General features: G+C 41.8%; 12 protein-coding genes. 7 read left to right on the plus strand and 5 right to left on the minus strand.

From position 1 onward, the window contains the following. Positions 1–28 precede the first annotated feature (28 nt). Positions 29–235 (plus strand): hypothetical protein, encoded by a 207-nt coding sequence (locus F777_RS0114145; protein WP_026752618.1) that lies wholly within the window; start codon positions 29–31, stop codon positions 233–235. A 64-nt stretch (positions 236–299) separates the two neighbouring features. Here F777_RS0114145 and mfd read toward each other — a convergent pair whose 3' ends face one another. After that, a complete protein-coding gene (gene mfd, locus F777_RS0114150; RefSeq protein ID WP_026752619.1) occupies positions 300–3,731 on the minus strand; it encodes a transcription-repair coupling factor in 3,432 nt (1,143 codons plus the stop codon). Positions 3,732–3,772: 41 nt separating this feature from the next. Continuing rightward, positions 3,773–4,237 carry a hypothetical protein gene (locus F777_RS0114155; RefSeq protein ID WP_026752620.1) on the minus strand — a complete coding sequence of 155 codons (465 nt, stop codon included), beginning with the start codon at positions 4,235–4,237 and terminating at the stop codon, positions 3,773–3,775. Positions 4,238–4,317: 80 nt separating this feature from the next. Between F777_RS0114155 and F777_RS17465 the strand changes: the two genes are divergently transcribed. Next, positions 4,318–8,124: a S8 family serine peptidase gene (locus tag F777_RS17465; RefSeq protein WP_081720523.1), complete on the plus strand. Its 3,807-nt coding sequence runs from the start codon at positions 4,318–4,320 to the stop codon at positions 8,122–8,124. 84 nt (positions 8,125–8,208) lie between these two features. Then, positions 8,209–8,955, plus strand: a complete 747-nt coding sequence (locus F777_RS0114165) for a ferredoxin--NADP reductase (RefSeq protein ID WP_026752622.1) — start codon at positions 8,209–8,211, stop codon at positions 8,953–8,955. On the opposite strand, the gene F777_RS0114170 is transcribed toward F777_RS0114165, so the two are convergent. Beyond that, positions 8,952–10,421, minus strand: coding sequence for a glycine--tRNA ligase (locus F777_RS0114170; protein ID WP_026752623.1), 1,470 nt, complete (start codon positions 10,419–10,421; stop codon positions 8,952–8,954). The genes F777_RS0114165 and F777_RS0114170 overlap by 4 nt on opposite strands. Positions 10,422–10,517: 96 nt before the next feature. On the opposite strand from F777_RS0114170, the gene F777_RS0114175 reads away from it, so the two are divergent. Continuing rightward, entirely contained in the window at positions 10,518–11,924 is a 1,407-nt protein-coding gene (locus tag F777_RS0114175) for an aminopeptidase P N-terminal domain-containing protein (protein ID WP_026752624.1), read from the plus strand. Between the two features lie 10 nt (positions 11,925–11,934). Here F777_RS0114175 and F777_RS0114180 read toward each other — a convergent pair whose 3' ends face one another. Both F777_RS0114180 and dtd read right to left on the minus strand, forming a co-directional pair. After that, positions 11,935–12,258: a nucleotide pyrophosphohydrolase gene (locus F777_RS0114180; protein WP_026752625.1), complete on the minus strand. Its 324-nt coding sequence runs from the start codon at positions 12,256–12,258 to the stop codon at positions 11,935–11,937. Beyond that, on the minus strand, positions 12,258–12,710 hold the full coding sequence (gene dtd / locus F777_RS0114185) for a D-aminoacyl-tRNA deacylase (RefSeq protein ID WP_026752626.1): 453 nt from the start codon (positions 12,708–12,710) through the stop codon (positions 12,258–12,260). The genes F777_RS0114180 and dtd overlap by 1 nt, the downstream gene beginning before the upstream one ends. A 67-nt stretch (positions 12,711–12,777) precedes the next feature. Between dtd and F777_RS17470 the strand changes: the two genes are divergently transcribed. From F777_RS17470 to F777_RS0114200, 3 genes are read left to right on the plus strand one after another with little or no spacing between them, the layout of a single operon-like run. After that, positions 12,778–13,509, plus strand: coding sequence for an MbnP family protein (locus tag F777_RS17470; RefSeq protein WP_051408634.1), 732 nt, complete (start codon positions 12,778–12,780; stop codon positions 13,507–13,509). Then, on the plus strand, positions 13,509–14,582 hold the full coding sequence (locus F777_RS16890; protein ID WP_051408635.1) for a cytochrome-c peroxidase: 1,074 nt from the start codon (positions 13,509–13,511) through the stop codon (positions 14,580–14,582). Before F777_RS17470 ends, F777_RS16890 begins: the two co-directional genes overlap by 1 nt. Before the next feature lie 36 nt (positions 14,583–14,618). Beyond that, the gene (locus F777_RS0114200; protein ID WP_037369551.1) at positions 14,619–16,109 is read left to right on the plus strand and encodes a lipopolysaccharide biosynthesis protein; all 1,491 of its coding nucleotides are present in this window, start codon (positions 14,619–14,621) and stop codon (positions 16,107–16,109) included. Position 16,110: the final 1 nt, after the last annotated feature.

The raw sequence follows: 16,110 nt of genomic DNA on the forward strand, positions 1-16,110 counted from the left end.
TATTCATTAAAATTAAATTCAACAAACAATGGACACTTCAAAAATGATTAAAGCATATTGCCTTAAAACAAAGGAAAAAAATGTACCCATGCACGACGCTGTTATCACCAAAACTGCCAAGGGTGGTTATATGGCTGGTGGACACGATGGCAAGGGAAACAAAATGGCTGCTATCCTAAGTGAAGCAAAAGCTTTACAGGCCATTGCAGATGGCGTTGCGAAAAAAGGATTCTAATTCCTCTGTTTAAAAAGATTGAAACCCCGGCCTTGCTGGGGTTTTTTATTTTGGTTTCTACCTATTAACTGATAGATAAAGTTTCTGTTGCCTGCTTAGCTAGAACAGTCTTATGCATATGAGTCAAAAAACGATGCATTTCTTCCATCCCCTTTACAGGCTCCACCACCAATAAAAATACCTTGCCGGTTTGTTTAAGCCTTCCTTTATTGGTACCTGTCTGCAGATAGGCCAGTACATTTTTAAAGAGGTCAGATTCAAAATAAGGAGAATCGGGCTTATTGATGAAATAGCAACGAAGCACTTCGTCTTTCAGGGTCATTTTCTCAAAGCCCATATCTACTGCTAGTTTCCGGCATTTCACGGTGGTAAATAAATCTTCCACTGCAGCTGGTACCGGTCCAAACCGATCCTGCAGTTCAAGGTGGAAATCTGCCAGCTCATTATCGTCTTCGCAATTGTCCAGGCGGGTATACAGAGATAAGCGCTCTGTAATACTTTCTACATAACTATCCGGAATTAGAATTTCCAAATCGGTATCAATGGTACAATCGCTTACAAAATCGTCCTGCTTGCTAATTTCTTCCTTGAATAAATCCTTGAAAGAAGATCGTTTTAATTCCTTGATGGCTTCTTCCAAAATCTTTTGGTACATTTCAAACCCAATTTCGGCCATGAATCCGCTCTGCTCCCCTCCCAGCATATTACCTGCCCCTCTAATGTCCAGGTCGCGCATGGCAATCTGAAAACCACTTCCCAAATCACTGAATTGTTCCAATGTTTGTAATCGTTTTCTGGAATCTACCGGCAATGTGCTCATGGGTGGAGCCAGTAAATAACAAAATGCTTTCTTATTGCTTCTTCCCACCCTGCCTCTTAACTGATGTAAATCACTAAGACCAAACTGGTGCGCATTGTTAACGATAATAGTATTAACATTCGGAATGTCCACGCCGCTTTCTACAATATTGGTGCAAACCAGCACATCGTATTTGCGCTCTATGAAGTCCAGAATTTTTTCTTCCAGTTCATGTCCTTCCAGCTGTCCGTGTGCATAGCCGATACTCAGGTCCGGACAAAGACCCTGAATTAGGGCACTCATTTCTGCAAGCCCCTGAATTCGGTTATGAATAAAGAAAACCTGCCCCCCTCTTTCTGTTTCAAAATAAATGGCATCGCGAATAAAATCATGATTAAATACCTGTACTTCTGTCTGAATGGGCTGACGGTTCGGGGGAGGTGTATTAATAATGCTAAGATCCCTGGCCCCCATTAAACTGAATTGCAGGGTCCGGGGGATTGGTGTTGCTGTTAGGGTTAAACAGTCTACATTGGTTTTGAGTGTCTTCAGTTTTTCTTTGTGGGCCACCCCAAATTTCTGTTCTTCATCAATGATCATGATGCCCAGGTCTTTGAATGACACTTCTTTGCCCAATAAACCATGGGTTCCAACAATGATATCGATCTTGCCTTCTTTTACTTTTTGAAGGGTTTCTTTCTTCTCCTTAGCCGATTTAAAACGATTGATATAATCCACGGTTACCGGAAAATCCTTAAGTCGGTCCTTGAAGGTTTTATAGTGCTGAAAAGCCAGAATGGTTGTAGGCACCAATATGGCCGCCTGCTTTCCGTCAACCACTGATTTAAAAGCAGCGCGAATGGCAATCTCCGTTTTTCCAAATCCCACATCCCCACAAACCAACCGATCCATGGGCGCTTCCTGCTCCATATCTCTTTTTACATCTGCAGTAGCTTTGCTTTGATCCGGAGTATCTTCATATATGAAAGAAGCTTCCAGCTCGGTTTGCAGATAGTTATCCGGTGCATGAGCAAACCCTTTCTGAGCCTTGCGTTGAGCATATAATTTAATCAGGTCAAATGCAATCTCTTTTACTTTTGCCTTGGTCTTCTCCTTTAACCGATTCCACACATCACTGCCCAATTTATTGATCTTAGGCACAGTTCCCTCTTTCCCAGTGTATTTCGAAATCTTATGTAATGAGTTAATATTTACATACAGAATATCGCTGTCTTTGTAAATGATTCTGACCGCTTCCTGAATTTTGCCGTTTACTTCCAGTTTCTGCAGACCACTATAGGTTCCTACCCCATGATCAATATGGGTTACATAATCACCAGGCTGTAAATCACGTAGCGTTTTTAAGGTAAGCGCTTTGTTTTTGTTGTAAGCCTGCTTTACACGGTACTTATGGTAACGTTGAAAAATCTGATGATCGGTATAACAAACCAGTTTCAGAGAATGGTCTATAAACCCTTCGTGAATACTGGTACCTACCGGAGTAAACTGAATTTCCGTTTGCAGGTCGGTAAAAATAGTGTGCAGTCTTTCCAACTGCTTAACCTGATCTGCAAATATATATATGCTGTAACCCGCTCCCTCCAGGGCTTTCAGGTCTTTGATCAATAATTCGAATTGCCGGTTGAAAGCAGGTTGAGGTCTGGTTTCAAAAACCAGTTCCTCTTTGGTGAGTTGCGGTTTAAATCCAAACTCAACCATTTTCTTCTGTTGCAAAATGGGCAATAAAAGACTGGCAGAGATGAAATCAGCAGCCGATACTGACTTTAAAATATGCTGTTCTTCTTCGTCTTGTTGTTTGGCAAAATAGCCTTCAGATTGCAACTGCAAAAAACTTTCAAAATCAGTTTCCTGTGTTTTTATTTTCTCTTCAATTACGTCCCAGTCTTTCAGCCAGACAACCGTATTTTCTGGCATAAACTCAAACAAGGAAATTTTTTCGCCCGCATCTGCTCCAGCTGTATCCGGTAAAATATCAACGTTTGGAATGATATTTACCTGCAATAGTTTTCGCTCGCTCAACTGTGTTTCAGGATCAAAAATCCGGATGCTGTCTACTTCATTTCCAAAGAGTTCAACCCGATAGGGCTTTTCATTTCCAAAAGAATAAATATCCAGAATACCCCCTCTTAAAGCAAACTGACCGGGTTCATACACAAAATCGGTTCTCTCAAATCCATACATGACAAACAAATCCATCAGGCTCTCCGGCTGAATGGTATCATTGGTTTTAATGCTGATGATATTACTGCTGATGGTTCCGGGCAGTATTACTTTTTCAAAAATAGCTTCCGGATATGTCACCACTATTTTCTTATTGCCTCCTCCGGACAATTTGGTTAATGCCTCGGTACGAAGCATTACATGAGAGCTATTGAGCAGACGGAAATTTTTCCTGTTTTTAAAACTGGAAGGAAAATAAAACAGATCTAAGGCGCTGGTAAGATTCTCGAGCGTATTGTGAAAATAAGCTGCTTCTTCTGCATCATTCAGCACTATCAAGTGATTCAGCTCTTTCCCTTCTTCATGCTGAAATACAGCACTCACCATAAATTCCGCACTGCTCCCCTGTAAATTTTTAAGATACAACTGTTGGGCATCGGCATAGCTTAACCGTTTCACCAACTGTTCTACCAGGGGTGATTGCAGGTATTGAAGCATTAGATGCGGCAGATTCATGTTCACAATCCTTAAAAAAGGATTGCAAAGATAGGGGAAGCCTAATAGCTCGCTGCAAAATTCACGAGTATATTCAACTCGGTCAGTTTTCCTTTTTCAACAGCAACCAGGTTAATATTATTCCGGATATCAAACTGATTGGCAAAAAACTGCTGTCCGGCCTGAACAAATACAGAATAGGTCCCTTCCGGCAACTTGGCAATATAAGAGCCCGTACTATCGGTATCTACCGCCATCACCAGCTTGGTGTAAATATTGGTAAACAAGGGACCTTTATTCCATTGCTGTACTTTGGTCAGATCGGTAGGTTCGTAAAAAAATACGGTTGTTGGATAAGGTTTGGGTTCTGCTGCGGGCGCCCCGATTCTGGGCATTTGGTTTCCGGAAACCGTTACAACCTTGCCTTTTACCCCCTGTAAAATTGGGGCAGATTCCTTTTTTTGTGGAGGTTTACAAGCTGGCAAAAGCAAAAAAGGTAAAACTGCTGAAAAAAGAAAAAATCGCATACTACAATTTGAACCCTGAAAGTATCTAATTTAGAGCAGAATAAATTAAGAAAGCTCTATAAAAGCTAAAAAACATTTGTATGATTAAACGCCTGGGGATCGTCTCCTTTTTGTTGGCCACATCTTTTATTGGGGTATATGCACAAACTTACACCAACGAAAAACTGCTTAAGATTTCATCTCAGAAAATTAAACTGGAGCAGGAACTCAACTATGCCAAAGCCTTGTCTATGGCTAAACAGAAGAATTGGGAGCTGAGTATCAACAGCAATGGCAATATTGCCAAATTAACAGGGGTTGATGATTTCGGATTCCCCATTTATACAAAATCGTATAATAATACGATTGCAGCCGCAACAACCAGAGCCAGTCAACTTTGGCCGGGAGGAGCTTCAGGATTAAGCTTATCAGGAAGCACACCAGCCATGCGCAACAAACTGGGAGTTTGGGAATTCGACGGGGCACCATTGGCCAGTCACGTTGAATTTGGCGGCAGACTAACTCAAAAAGATGTTCCCACAGGCAGCAGTGGGAATGATCATGCCACCCACGTTGCAGGAACCATGATTGCACAAGGCGTTAACCCAATTGCAAAGGGCATGGCATTTGCCATTCCAAATATGATTTCCTACGATCACCAGAATGATATTGCGGAAATGACAACAGAAGCAGCAGCAGGCATGTTGGTATCCAATCACTCTTATGGATTCATCGCTGGATGGAATTACAATACTGCTCAAAGCCGCTGGGAATTTTATGGCAGACCCGGAGAAAATGAAGACTATCGGTACGGATATTATGGTACGGATGCTCAAAGGGTAGATTCCATTGCATTCAATGCACCTTTTTACTTAAAAGTTTCCGTAGCAGGAAATGACCGGAACAACAATGGGCCAGCTGTAGGTCAACCCTTTTTCAGAAGAAACGCTCAGGGGGTAATGGCAGATGCAGGTATTAGACCAGCTGGCATCAGCAGTAACGATGGATTCGATATTATTTTGGGATATGGTATTGCCAAGAACAGTTTAACCATCGGAGCTGTAAATGGAATACCTGCAGGATATAACAAACCTGCAGACGTAGTAATGAGCGCTTTCAGTGGCTGGGGCCCCACTGATGACGGACGAATTAAACCCGATTTGGTAGCCAATGGAGTGAATGTAACTTCAGCCAGCACCAATGGCAATACAGCTTATAGTACCAAAAGCGGTACTTCCATGGCAGGACCCAATGCTGCAGGTTCATTGATTCTTTTGCAGGAACATTATACCAAACTGAAGCCAGGATTTTTCATGCGTTCTTCAACATTAAAAGGTCTGGCCATCCATGCTGCTGACGAAGCAGGCAACACCCCTGGCCCTGACTATACATTTGGATGGGGCTTAATGAACGTACAAAGAGCCGCAGCCATCATCAGCAGTGCCGTAACTAGCAACAATGCTAGCAACAGCGATCATTTGCTGTACGAAAATGTATTAAACAACGGAGAAACATTTACCAAGACAGTAGTAGCAACTGGTAAAGTGCCCTTGTCTGCAACCATTGCCTGGACCGATCCTCCCGGCACCATTAATACAGATGCATCCAGCAACTTAAACGATCGTACAGCCAAGCTGGTACACGATTTAGATATTAAAATCACCAGAAATACACAGACATTCCTTCCTTGGGCATTGGATGTAAGCAGCCCCTCTTCTGCCGCAAGCAAAAGAGTCAATAGTGTAGACAATGTTGAGAGAATTGATGTTGATAGCACTATTCCCGGCGCCATATATACCATAACAGTAACCCACAAAGGAACATTGGCCAGAGGAACTCAGGCTTATGCTTTAATTGTGAGTGGCGCAGGTGGTGTTTCATACGGCAGCTCCGCTTCCCTTACCAGTGGTGCAAAAATTGACAGTTTATCCTTCAGCAATATCCGTTATAGCAGCCCTACTGGTTGTAAAACATTTACAGACAACACCAATTTAACTGGGAATATTCAGGCAAGACAGGTACTTCCCATTTATTTCCGCACCAGCTCCTGTGATGCAACTGTTGCATCAAGAATTGTGAAAGTATATATTGACTACAACAATGATGGTGATTTTAATGATGCCGATGAACTGGCATTAACCAGTACGGTACAAAGTGGCAACAGCAGTGTTTTTACTGGTACTATTACGATTCCATCAACTGTAACCATTGGCACCATTCACAGAATGAGAGTCATTACACGAGAAACCACAAATGCTTCTGATATTGTTCCCACCGGAGAATATTCAAGGGGCGAAACTCAGGATTACCTCTTAAAAGTGGAAACACCTTCCAATGATGTTTCCATGAGTAATATCGTATCCCCTGCTGCTGGAAATTGTGGTAATGAAAAGCAATACATTACCGTAGCCATTTCCAATAATGGCGCTAATGCACAAACCAATGTTCCTTTTACTGTAATTGTAAAAACCGGAACAACAACAGTAGCAACTTTCAACGCTACCTATCCTGGAACCATTGCAGCACTTTCAACTGTAGAGTATACTATACAAACACCATTCAATGCTTTGGCAGGAACCACTTACACCATTTCCGGCGAAACCAAATTAAGTTCAGATCAGAACAGTACTAATAATCTTATTGAAGTTGCAGTACCTATATCAGCCAACTCTGATGTACCGGTTGCAGAAGGTGTGGTTTGTAACAGTTCAGCCATTTTACGCGTACTGAATCCAGGTAACAGTAATTATTTCTGGTATGCAGATGCAACAACCACTACGCCTTTTGCCGTTGGTAGCTCTGTCACTACTACTAATGTTCCAGCCAACAGAACCTATTATGTTACCAAAGAAGCCAGAGGCTCAGTTGGAGCTGCCTCCAAATTAACTTTCCCAAGCGGCGGGTACAATGCGTTTGCAGGAAATTATATGAAGTTTAATCATGATGTTCCGGTGAAAATTGAAAGCGTAAGAATGTACACTGCCAATCCGGGTAAAATAAAAATCACAGTGGGAGATAATTTAACTGCGGGATCAACTGCGGGAAGTTACTCCTATAGACCCTTATTAAGCAAAACATTTGATGTATTCAATTCAAGACCCACAGCAGCCATTGGCGCTTTATCTGAAAACAATCCTAATGACTCTGGATTTGTATACAATCTGAATTTAGAGATTCCCGGAAATGGAGAAAAAATCATTATTGTGGAATGCTCAGAAGACGCCAATGTTTACAGAAACAATAGCATTTCAAGCACTATTTATCCTTTTGGCATCAGTGGTCTGATGAGTTTTACAGGCAATAGTGTTTCATTGGCTCCGGCGGCCGGTCAAGACGAAAACCAGTTCTGGTATTTCTTCTACGACACTAAAGTATCTACCGGATGTCCAAGCAACCGGGTACCTGTAGTAGCTGCGCCTAACACGCCGCTTACCGTTTCTCAGGTAGGCGATTCATTGGTAGCCAATTTAAAAACAGGAACTTTCCAGTGGATTTATAATGATACTGCATTTGTTGCGGGTGGAAATGGTTCTTCTATAAAACCAACCCGTACCGGAAATTATAAAGTACAGTTACTGGATGCATTTGGATGTAGTAAAACTTCAGCCAATGTAAGTTATACGGCAACAGCCATCACCACGGTGGATCCAAGAGAAATTAAATTAACGGTTTCTCCCAATCCGAATAATGGTATTTTCCAATTGAGTTTTGAAGTAACCAAAAGAAGTGATTTATCCATAGAAATACTGAATGCATCAGGTCAGCGAGTATTCCTGAATACGCAATCAGGATTCCTGGGTAAATACAACAAACAACTCAGTTTAAAACAATATAGCAGTGATGTGTATTTGTTGAAAATACAACATGATAAAAAAACCTATCTGCAGAAAGTTATCATACAGAAATAAACCTGCGATATTCTATTCAATGCCTCTATGAAAATAGGGGCATTGTTATTTATGGGTATTTCGTACTTTGTGTAAAACAATGCTATGCTTCAACCCTGGTTAAAAAGTGTGGTAATTAAAACCGAAGACATTACCCATAGCACACGCAGATTCTGGGTACAGATTCCTGAGCTTGAGCGATTCAATTTTGAACCAGGGCAATTTGTAACTTTTGATTTACCCATTCACGAGCAGCGAAACAAAAGATGGCGATCCTACTCCATTGCCTCTGCGCCGGATGGTACCAATGTATTTGAATTGGTCATTGTTTTAATGGAAGATGGATTAGGAACGCCCCATTTATTCAATGACGTTACAGTTGGCAGTGAACTACTGGTAAGAGGTCCGCAAGGCAAATTTACCATGCCTCCTGTATTAGACAAAGATTTATACCTGATTTGTACCGGAACAGGTATTGCCCCATTCCGCTCAATGGTTCATCATATTCACCAGCAACAGCTTCCTCATAAAAATATTCACCTGGTATTTGGTTGCCGTGAATTTAAAGACAGTTTGTATGAAGCAGAATTAAAGCAACTTGAAAACAAACTTCCCGGATTTTATCACCACCCCTGTTTCTCCAGGGAACTGGTGGTGGGGCCCGGCCAATATAGCGGCTATGTGCATGCCTGCTATACGGAACTGGTAGAAAAGCACAAGGGTATGACCGGAGCCATACCCGAAGCGAATTTCTTTTTGTGCGGATGGAAAAATATGGTTGACGATGCCAAAGCAAGAATTCTCTCCTTAGGTTACGACAAATCGGCTATCCACCTTGAACTGTATGGTTAGTTACTAATATGCGATAGCACCAGTTCTTTTACTTTACTAATCGGAATGCGTTCCTGCACCATACTGTCTCTGTGACGAATGGTTACCATATTGTCTTCCTTGGTCTGATGATCAATGGTTACACAGAAAGGCGTACCAATGGCATCCTGACGACGGTAACGTTTACCAATGGCATCTTTTTCTTCGTAGAAGCATTTAAAAGCGCCCTTGCATTCGTCCATCAATTCGCGAGCAATTTCAGGCAGACCGTCTTTTTTAACAAGCGGCAGAATCGCCAGTTTATTAGGAGCAATTTTTGCAGGAATTCTCAATACCACTCTGCTATCGGTAGTACCATCTTCTTTGGTAATAGTTTCTTCAGCATAAGCATGGCTTAAAATCAGCAAGAACATACGATCCAGTCCAATAGAAGTTTCTATTACATAAGGAATGTAATTACCATAGGGCTTACCGGTTGCTTCATCAATATCATTGTCAAAATACTGCTGTTTTTTCTTACTGTACTCCTGATGACTCTTTAAATCGAAATCTGTTCTGCTATGAATGCCTTCTACTTCTTTAAAGCCGAATGGAAATTCAAATTCAATATCCAAAGCCGCATCAGCATAGTGGGCCAGTTTCACGTGATCGTGATAACGGTATTTTTCAGCAGGCAATCCTAAACTTAAATGCCAGTTCAGTCTTTCCTGTTTCCAATAGTTATACCATTCCATCTGTGTGCCGGGTCTTACAAAAAACTGCATTTCCATCTGTTCAAATTCTCGCATACGAAAAATAAACTGACGGGCTACAATTTCATTACGAAATGCTTTACCTATCTGGGCAATACCAAATGGCACTTTCATTCTCGCGGTCTTCTGCACATTCAGGAAATTCACAAAAATACCCTGAGCCGTTTCCGGTCTTAAATAAATAGTATCGGACTCTTCTGCTACCGAACCCAGCTGGGTAGAAAACATCAGGTTGAACTGACGAATATCGGTCCAGTTGCCGGTTCCGCTTACGGAACAAACAATCTGATAATCAGCCAACAGCTGTTTTAATCCTGCAAAATCTTCTGCTGCCAGTAACTGATCCATCTTTGCCAGCAGTGCATCGGCTTCGGATGATTTGCCCGCCTCTCTTAACTGGTCTGCCTTAGCTTCAATAATATGATCTACTCGGTATCTTTTCTGGCTGTCTTTGTTGTCAATCATCGGATCACTGAAATTATCCACGTGACCGCTGGCCTTCCAGGTGGTAGGGTGCATAAATATAGCCGCATCAATACCCACGATATTCTGGTGCATCTGCGTCATACTTTTCCACCAGTAATCCTTGATATTCTTTTTTAACTCACTTCCATAAGGGCCATAATCGTAAACGGCACTGAGACCATCATAAATTTCGCTACTCTGGTATACAAAACCATACTCTTTGGCATGTGAAATAATTGCCTGAAAACTGTTTTCTGTTGCTGTGCTCATACAGCGGCAAAAATAGGTGATTACCCGTTTATCCAGTAAAATGGGCAATGTTGATTAAAAAATTTAGTTTAGAGACACAAAACTCAACAGACCGTTATGAAAAAAATCCTGTTCTGGATGCTGCTTTTGCCTGTAATGGCTAATGCACAGCAAACCAATGTACAAACCACAGAATATCCGAATGACTATTTAAGTCCTGCCTTTCATGCGGGCAGAAGGGCTGCTTTTAAAGAAAAAATGCCGGCTAAATCGGTGGGGATTTTCTTTGCCAGTCAGGTAAGACTAAGAAATGATGATGTAGACTACCAGTATGCACAGAATAAAAACTTTTATTATTTCACAGGGCTGGAAGAACCCAATGCCATGCTATTGCTGTTTAAGGAACCTACCACCATCTTAGGCAAAACAGGTACGGAATTTATCTTTGTTCAGAACAGGGACCCGCAGCGGGAAATGTGGAATGGCAAGATCCTGGGCGCGGAAGGTGTAACCAAACGTTACCAGTTTACCAATGTTTTTTTAAACCGCGATTTTAAAAACAACACCCTTGCACTGAATGAATACGATTCTGTATTAACATCTTTCAGATCAGAAGATATATTTCAGACCTATCCCAGAACAAGGGATGAATTGAGCAGAATGGCAGGCATAGTTGACAGTTTAATCAAAGCACACAACAAACCCATTGCCAGCAGAACCCAAATGCAAATCTTAACTGCTTTAAGAGGCATTAAACAACCCGAGGAAATTGCCATTCTGGAAAAAGCGGCTGCCATTAGTGTGGAAGGGCACAATGAAGTAATCAAAGCGGTTAAACCTGGCATGACCGAATACCAGGCCCAGGCCATCATGGAATATTCTTTCAAGAAAAATGGTTCTGAATACCCCGGCTATCCAAGCATCAATGGCTCATCGGAGAATGCCTGCGTATTGCATTATGTAACTAATTTAAGATTGATGAAAGACGGAGATTTGTTGTTGAGCGATTGTGCGGCTGAATACCATGGATACACAGCCGATGTTACCCGCACGGTTCCCGTGAATGGTAAATTTACTCCTGAACAAAAAATCATTTATGAACTGGTATTGGCAGCACAGGATTCAGCTATAGCGGTTTGTAAACCAGGCATGCCTTACAGTGGTTCCGATGCTGCTGCCAGAAGAGTCATCAACAGAGGTTTGATTCAGTTGGGTATTGCTGCCAATGAAGCAGAAGCAAGACGTTATTTTCCTCACGGAACATCCCATCACCTGGGTTTAGACGTGCACGACTTAGGTATCAGAGGCAACCAGGCTTTTGAACCCGGTATGTATTTAACCGTAGAGCCAGGTATCTATATTCCACCAAACAGCAAATGCGATCCGAAGTGGTGGAATATCGGCGTAAGAATTGAAGACGATATTTTAATTACCAAAGAAGGCAACCGCAATCTTTCTGCAGGTGCGCCCAGAACAGTTGCTGAAATTGAGAAGCTGGCAAAAGCCAAATCTAATTTCAACTAAAATATAAAAACTACAACTTGGGGTTATTCTTATGGCGGTCCTTGTCTCTTAGGGTTTTCTTCTCTAGGTTTTTTTCAAGGGCTTCCGTAAGATTAACCCCGGTTTGGTTAGCCAGACAAATCAATACCCACAAAACGTCGGCCATTTCATCTGCCAGTTCATGGGAAGTATCGGAAGCCTTAAAGGATTGCTCTCCGTATTTTCTTACCATAATCCTGCTGAGCTCTCCTACTTCTTCCATCAGAATACCCAGGTTGGTTAATTCATTAAAATAACGCACCCCAACGGTTTTTATCCATTGGTCTACTTGTTGCTGTGCCGCTTCTATTGTCATTATTCCTTGTTTTTTGAATCTATTAAAATGGTTACGGGCCCATCGTTCACCAGGGCAACTTTCATATCCGCTCCAAAAATACCCGTCTGAATTTTTTTACCCAGCTGGGTCTCTAAAGCGCTAATCATTGCTTCATATAAGGGAACAGCAATTGGAGGCTTGGAAGCTTTGATATAAGAAGGCCGGTTGCCTTTTTTGGTACTGGCATGCAGGGTAAACTGACTAACCAGTAAAATATCTCCATTTACTTCTTTTATGGAACAATTCATTACACCTGCTTCATCATTAAAAATCCGAAGGTTCACCAGTTTACCTGCCAGCCATTCAATGTCTTCCTGAGTATCGGCGTCTTCAATCCCCACCAAAACCATTAATCCCATACCGATTGCCCCATTCAGTTTTTCCTCAATGGTTACCGATGCACTGGAAACTCTTTGAATTACTAATCGCATAGAAAGAAATTTAACCGAAATTTGAAAGAACTAAGATAAACATTCAAAACAGAAACCCTTGAATAGAATGCCTGCATACAAAGCCATTTTTCTGTTTGGAGTATTGTTTACCGCAATGGCTGTAAAAGCACAGCACAGCATTGAATTCAATCCCCTGTATGGTACAGCAATCTGGAATCCAGACAGTAGCTATACCAATTTTGCCGGCGAAAGTTTACAAATCAATAAGTGCCTTTTTTATACATCAGGATGGAAAGCAATCATTAACCATCAAAATAAAAAAGGACAGACCGATACAGTTATCTTAAGTAATGCTCATTATTTAATAGACCTGAGCGAACCCAAGAGCCTGAAACTTCCATTTACCGTTCCAGCCCATGCTACTCAACTTATTTTTACGTTGGGGGTAGACAGCATTAAAAACACAACCGGTATTCAAACTGGTGTGCTGGATCCGGCGAGAGGCATGTTCTGGACCTGGAGAACAGGATATATTATGGCCAGAATGCAGGGTACTTCGCCCTCAGCCAACACGGCTGGTAAACGTTTCAGTTATGATGTGGGGGGATTTGAATCGCCGTATAATGCAGTCAGAACCATCGCACTCAATCTGCCCGAAACCGCTGGCTCGGATAACCATGCAAAGAACCCGCTATATATTCAAACTGATTTATCCAAATGGTTCCAAGGAAAGCATACCATCAGTATTGCGCAAACACCCAACTGTCACAATGCTGGGAAGCTGGCTATGCAACTGGCAGATAATTATCAGCAGCTATTTCAAATACTTTTACATTGATGAAGAAGGCCGGTATCATATTATTCTTAGTGGTGTTTGTTCTTTCAGCGCTGGGCTTTATGGAGCAGCCGGAAAGAAAAGGCTTGCCTAAACAACAGCCTTTGATTGTTCCTAAGGGCTGGCCGAAACCCCTGTATGATTTCTCAAAAAATCCTTTAACGGCCGAGGGAATTGAACTGGGCAGACAGCTGTTTTATGAACAACAACTCAGCAGAGATGGCAGCATTTCCTGCGGAACCTGCCATCAGCAATTTGGTGCATTCAACAACTATGATCACCCTTTGAGTCATGGATTGGACAATAGCTTAACTACCCGTAATGCTCCCGGTCTCTTTAACCTGGCCTGGCAGAAATCATTCATGTGGGATGGTGGCATCAATCACCTGGACCTTCAGCCACTGGCACCGCTGACGGCTCATAATGAAATGGGAGAAAGTATTGAAAATATTATCAGTAAGCTTAAGAAAAGCAAAACCTATCCACGATTATTTAAAGCAGCATTTGGCGACCCAACCATTAATACCCAACGACTCGGAAAAGCATTGAGTCAGTTTCTCTTAACCATGGTAAGCAGCAACAGCAAATACGACAGAGTGATGCAGGGCGCAGATAGTTTTAATTTACCGGAGAAACTGGGTTATGCCATTTTTAAAAGTAAATGCAGCAGTTGTCATACAGAACCACTGTTTACCGATTTCAGTTATAGAAATACTGGCATGCCCCTGGAACCCTTCTTACAGGATATGGGCAGAATGACCATTACACAGGATCCTGCTGATTCACTAAAATTCAAAGTGCCCAGTCTGCGCAATGTAATGGTAACATTCCCCTATGGTCACGATGGAAGATTTTTTTCTCTGAGCAATGTATTTGAACATTATCGTAACAACATGCAGGTAATGGGCAACACAGATGCTTTATTGAAAAATAAACTTCCACTCAGCAACTATGAAATAGGACAACTCAAAGCATTCCTGCAAACCCTTACCGATTCGGCTTTTCTGCGGAATCCCCGTTTTGCAGCACCAGGAACCAGCCCCTCAGCAACACAACCCTTAGACCTGCACAACTGATAACAATACCCTATTTTTGAGCAATAGATAATTCCATTGAGCGAGATAAAAAAACTGGCAAGTCAAACAATCTGGTATGGTGTACCCACTATAGCCAGTCGTTTTTTAGGGTACCTGATGAACCTTTCGCTTCCGTTGTTTTTTGCACAACCTGCTACTACGGCAGATTTAACACAGATCTACGCAATCATTCCTTTTCTGAACGTGTTGTTCACTTACGGATTGGAAACCGCCTATTTCAGATTCATCAAAGAAGAAGACCCCAATCGGCTTTACAGTACTTTATCTATTTCTTTACTGGGGAGTACTCTCTTGTTCACAACCATTTTATGGTTATGCAGAGAACCCCTGATGAACTGGGCCAACCTGGAAGCACAGCCGGCATTTATCAACTGGATGATTGGTATTTTATTTTTCGATACCATCAGCACCTTGGCCTTTGCCAGGCTCAGACAGGAAAACAGACCCCGTAAATACGCAGCAGTAAGACTATCCAGCGTACTCATCAATTTTATTACCGTACTGGTTTTTATAGGATGGATTCCACAATACGTACAAACCAATCCAGCATCCGCACTCCGTTATTTTACTGAGCAGAATATTGGCATTGGCTATTATCTGATTGGCAACCTGGCGGGCAGCATCCTCACTTTTTTGTTACTCTTTTCCGAGTTCAGAAAAATCAAATGGAACTTCCATTTTGATGTATTGAAAAAAGTACTGAGTTACAGTTACCCATTGATTATTGTAGGGATGGGTGGCATGGTAAATGATATGTTAAGCAGACTGATTTATCAGCATGTGGTAGACCTGCCGGTTGAAGAAGCCAAACACGAGCTGGGCGTATTCGGTAATATTTATCGGCTGGCGGTTTTAATAACCATTATGATTCAGGCATTCAGAATGGCAGCTGAACCCTTCTTCTTTAAACAAAAAGGAGAAGAGAACGCGCAAAAAACCTATGCCCGCGTAATGAAGTTTTTTGTGATTGCCTGCAGCTTCATGTTGTTGTTCATTAGTTTGTTCATTGAAGTATTTGAATGGTTTTTTGTGGCCATTGACAAGCCCTTGTGGACGCAGGGATTGCAGATAGTTCCCCTGCTCGCTTTAGGCAATATATTCCTTGGCATTTATTACAATCTAAGTATCTGGTACAAGCTCACCGACAGAAACAATTACGGTGCACTCATCACTGTTGGCGGTGCGGTCATTACCATTGCAATGAATATAATCTTAATCCCCAGCCTTCACTATTTAGGCGCCGCCATTGCCACTTTTATTTGTTATGTATTCATGATGCTGGTTAGCTATTACCTCGGTCAAAAGTATTATCCGGTTCCTTACGCAACTAAAAAAATCATCGCCTATTTAGTGGTGGTTCTACTTATGTACGGCATTCAAAAAGCAATCCTGTATTTTATTCCTCAGCTATGGCTGGGCATTTTCACTGGATTTATTTTCATTGGTCTGTTTGGCTGGCTGGTTTTTTGGGCAGAAGAAAAAGAAATCAAAAAACTCATCTCGTGAA

It is taken from the genome of Sediminibacterium sp. C3 (assembly GCF_000508085.1).
In the GTDB taxonomy this organism is placed as follows: domain Bacteria; phylum Bacteroidota; class Bacteroidia; order Chitinophagales; family Chitinophagaceae; genus Sediminibacterium.

Bases quoted from the DNA above. Each gene is read 5' to 3' on its own strand.
- dtd (WP_026752626.1), bottom strand. From the start codon at position 12,710: ATGCGATTAGTAATTCAAAGAGTTTCCAGTGCATCGGTAACCATTGAG.
- F777_RS0114180 (WP_026752625.1), bottom strand. From the start codon at position 12,258: ATGACAATAGAAGCGGCACAGCAACAAGTAGACCAATGGATAAAAACC.
- F777_RS0114165 (WP_026752622.1), top strand. From the start codon at position 8,209: ATGCTTCAACCCTGGTTAAAAAGTGTGGTAATTAAAACCGAAGACATT.
- F777_RS17465 (WP_081720523.1), top strand. From the start codon at position 4,318: ATGATTAAACGCCTGGGGATCGTCTCCTTTTTGTTGGCCACATCTTTT.
- F777_RS16890 (WP_051408635.1), top strand. From the start codon at position 13,509: ATGAAGAAGGCCGGTATCATATTATTCTTAGTGGTGTTTGTTCTTTCA.
- F777_RS0114175 (WP_026752624.1), top strand. From the start codon at position 10,518: ATGAAAAAAATCCTGTTCTGGATGCTGCTTTTGCCTGTAATGGCTAAT.
- mfd (WP_026752619.1), bottom strand. From the start codon at position 3,731: ATGAATCTGCCGCATCTAATGCTTCAATACCTGCAATCACCCCTGGTA.
- F777_RS0114170 (WP_026752623.1), bottom strand. From the start codon at position 10,421: ATGAGCACAGCAACAGAAAACAGTTTTCAGGCAATTATTTCACATGCC.
- F777_RS0114155 (WP_026752620.1), bottom strand. From the start codon at position 4,237: ATGCGATTTTTTCTTTTTTCAGCAGTTTTACCTTTTTTGCTTTTGCCA.
- F777_RS0114145 (WP_026752618.1), top strand. From the start codon at position 29: ATGGACACTTCAAAAATGATTAAAGCATATTGCCTTAAAACAAAGGAA.
- F777_RS17470 (WP_051408634.1), top strand. From the start codon at position 12,778: ATGCCTGCATACAAAGCCATTTTTCTGTTTGGAGTATTGTTTACCGCA.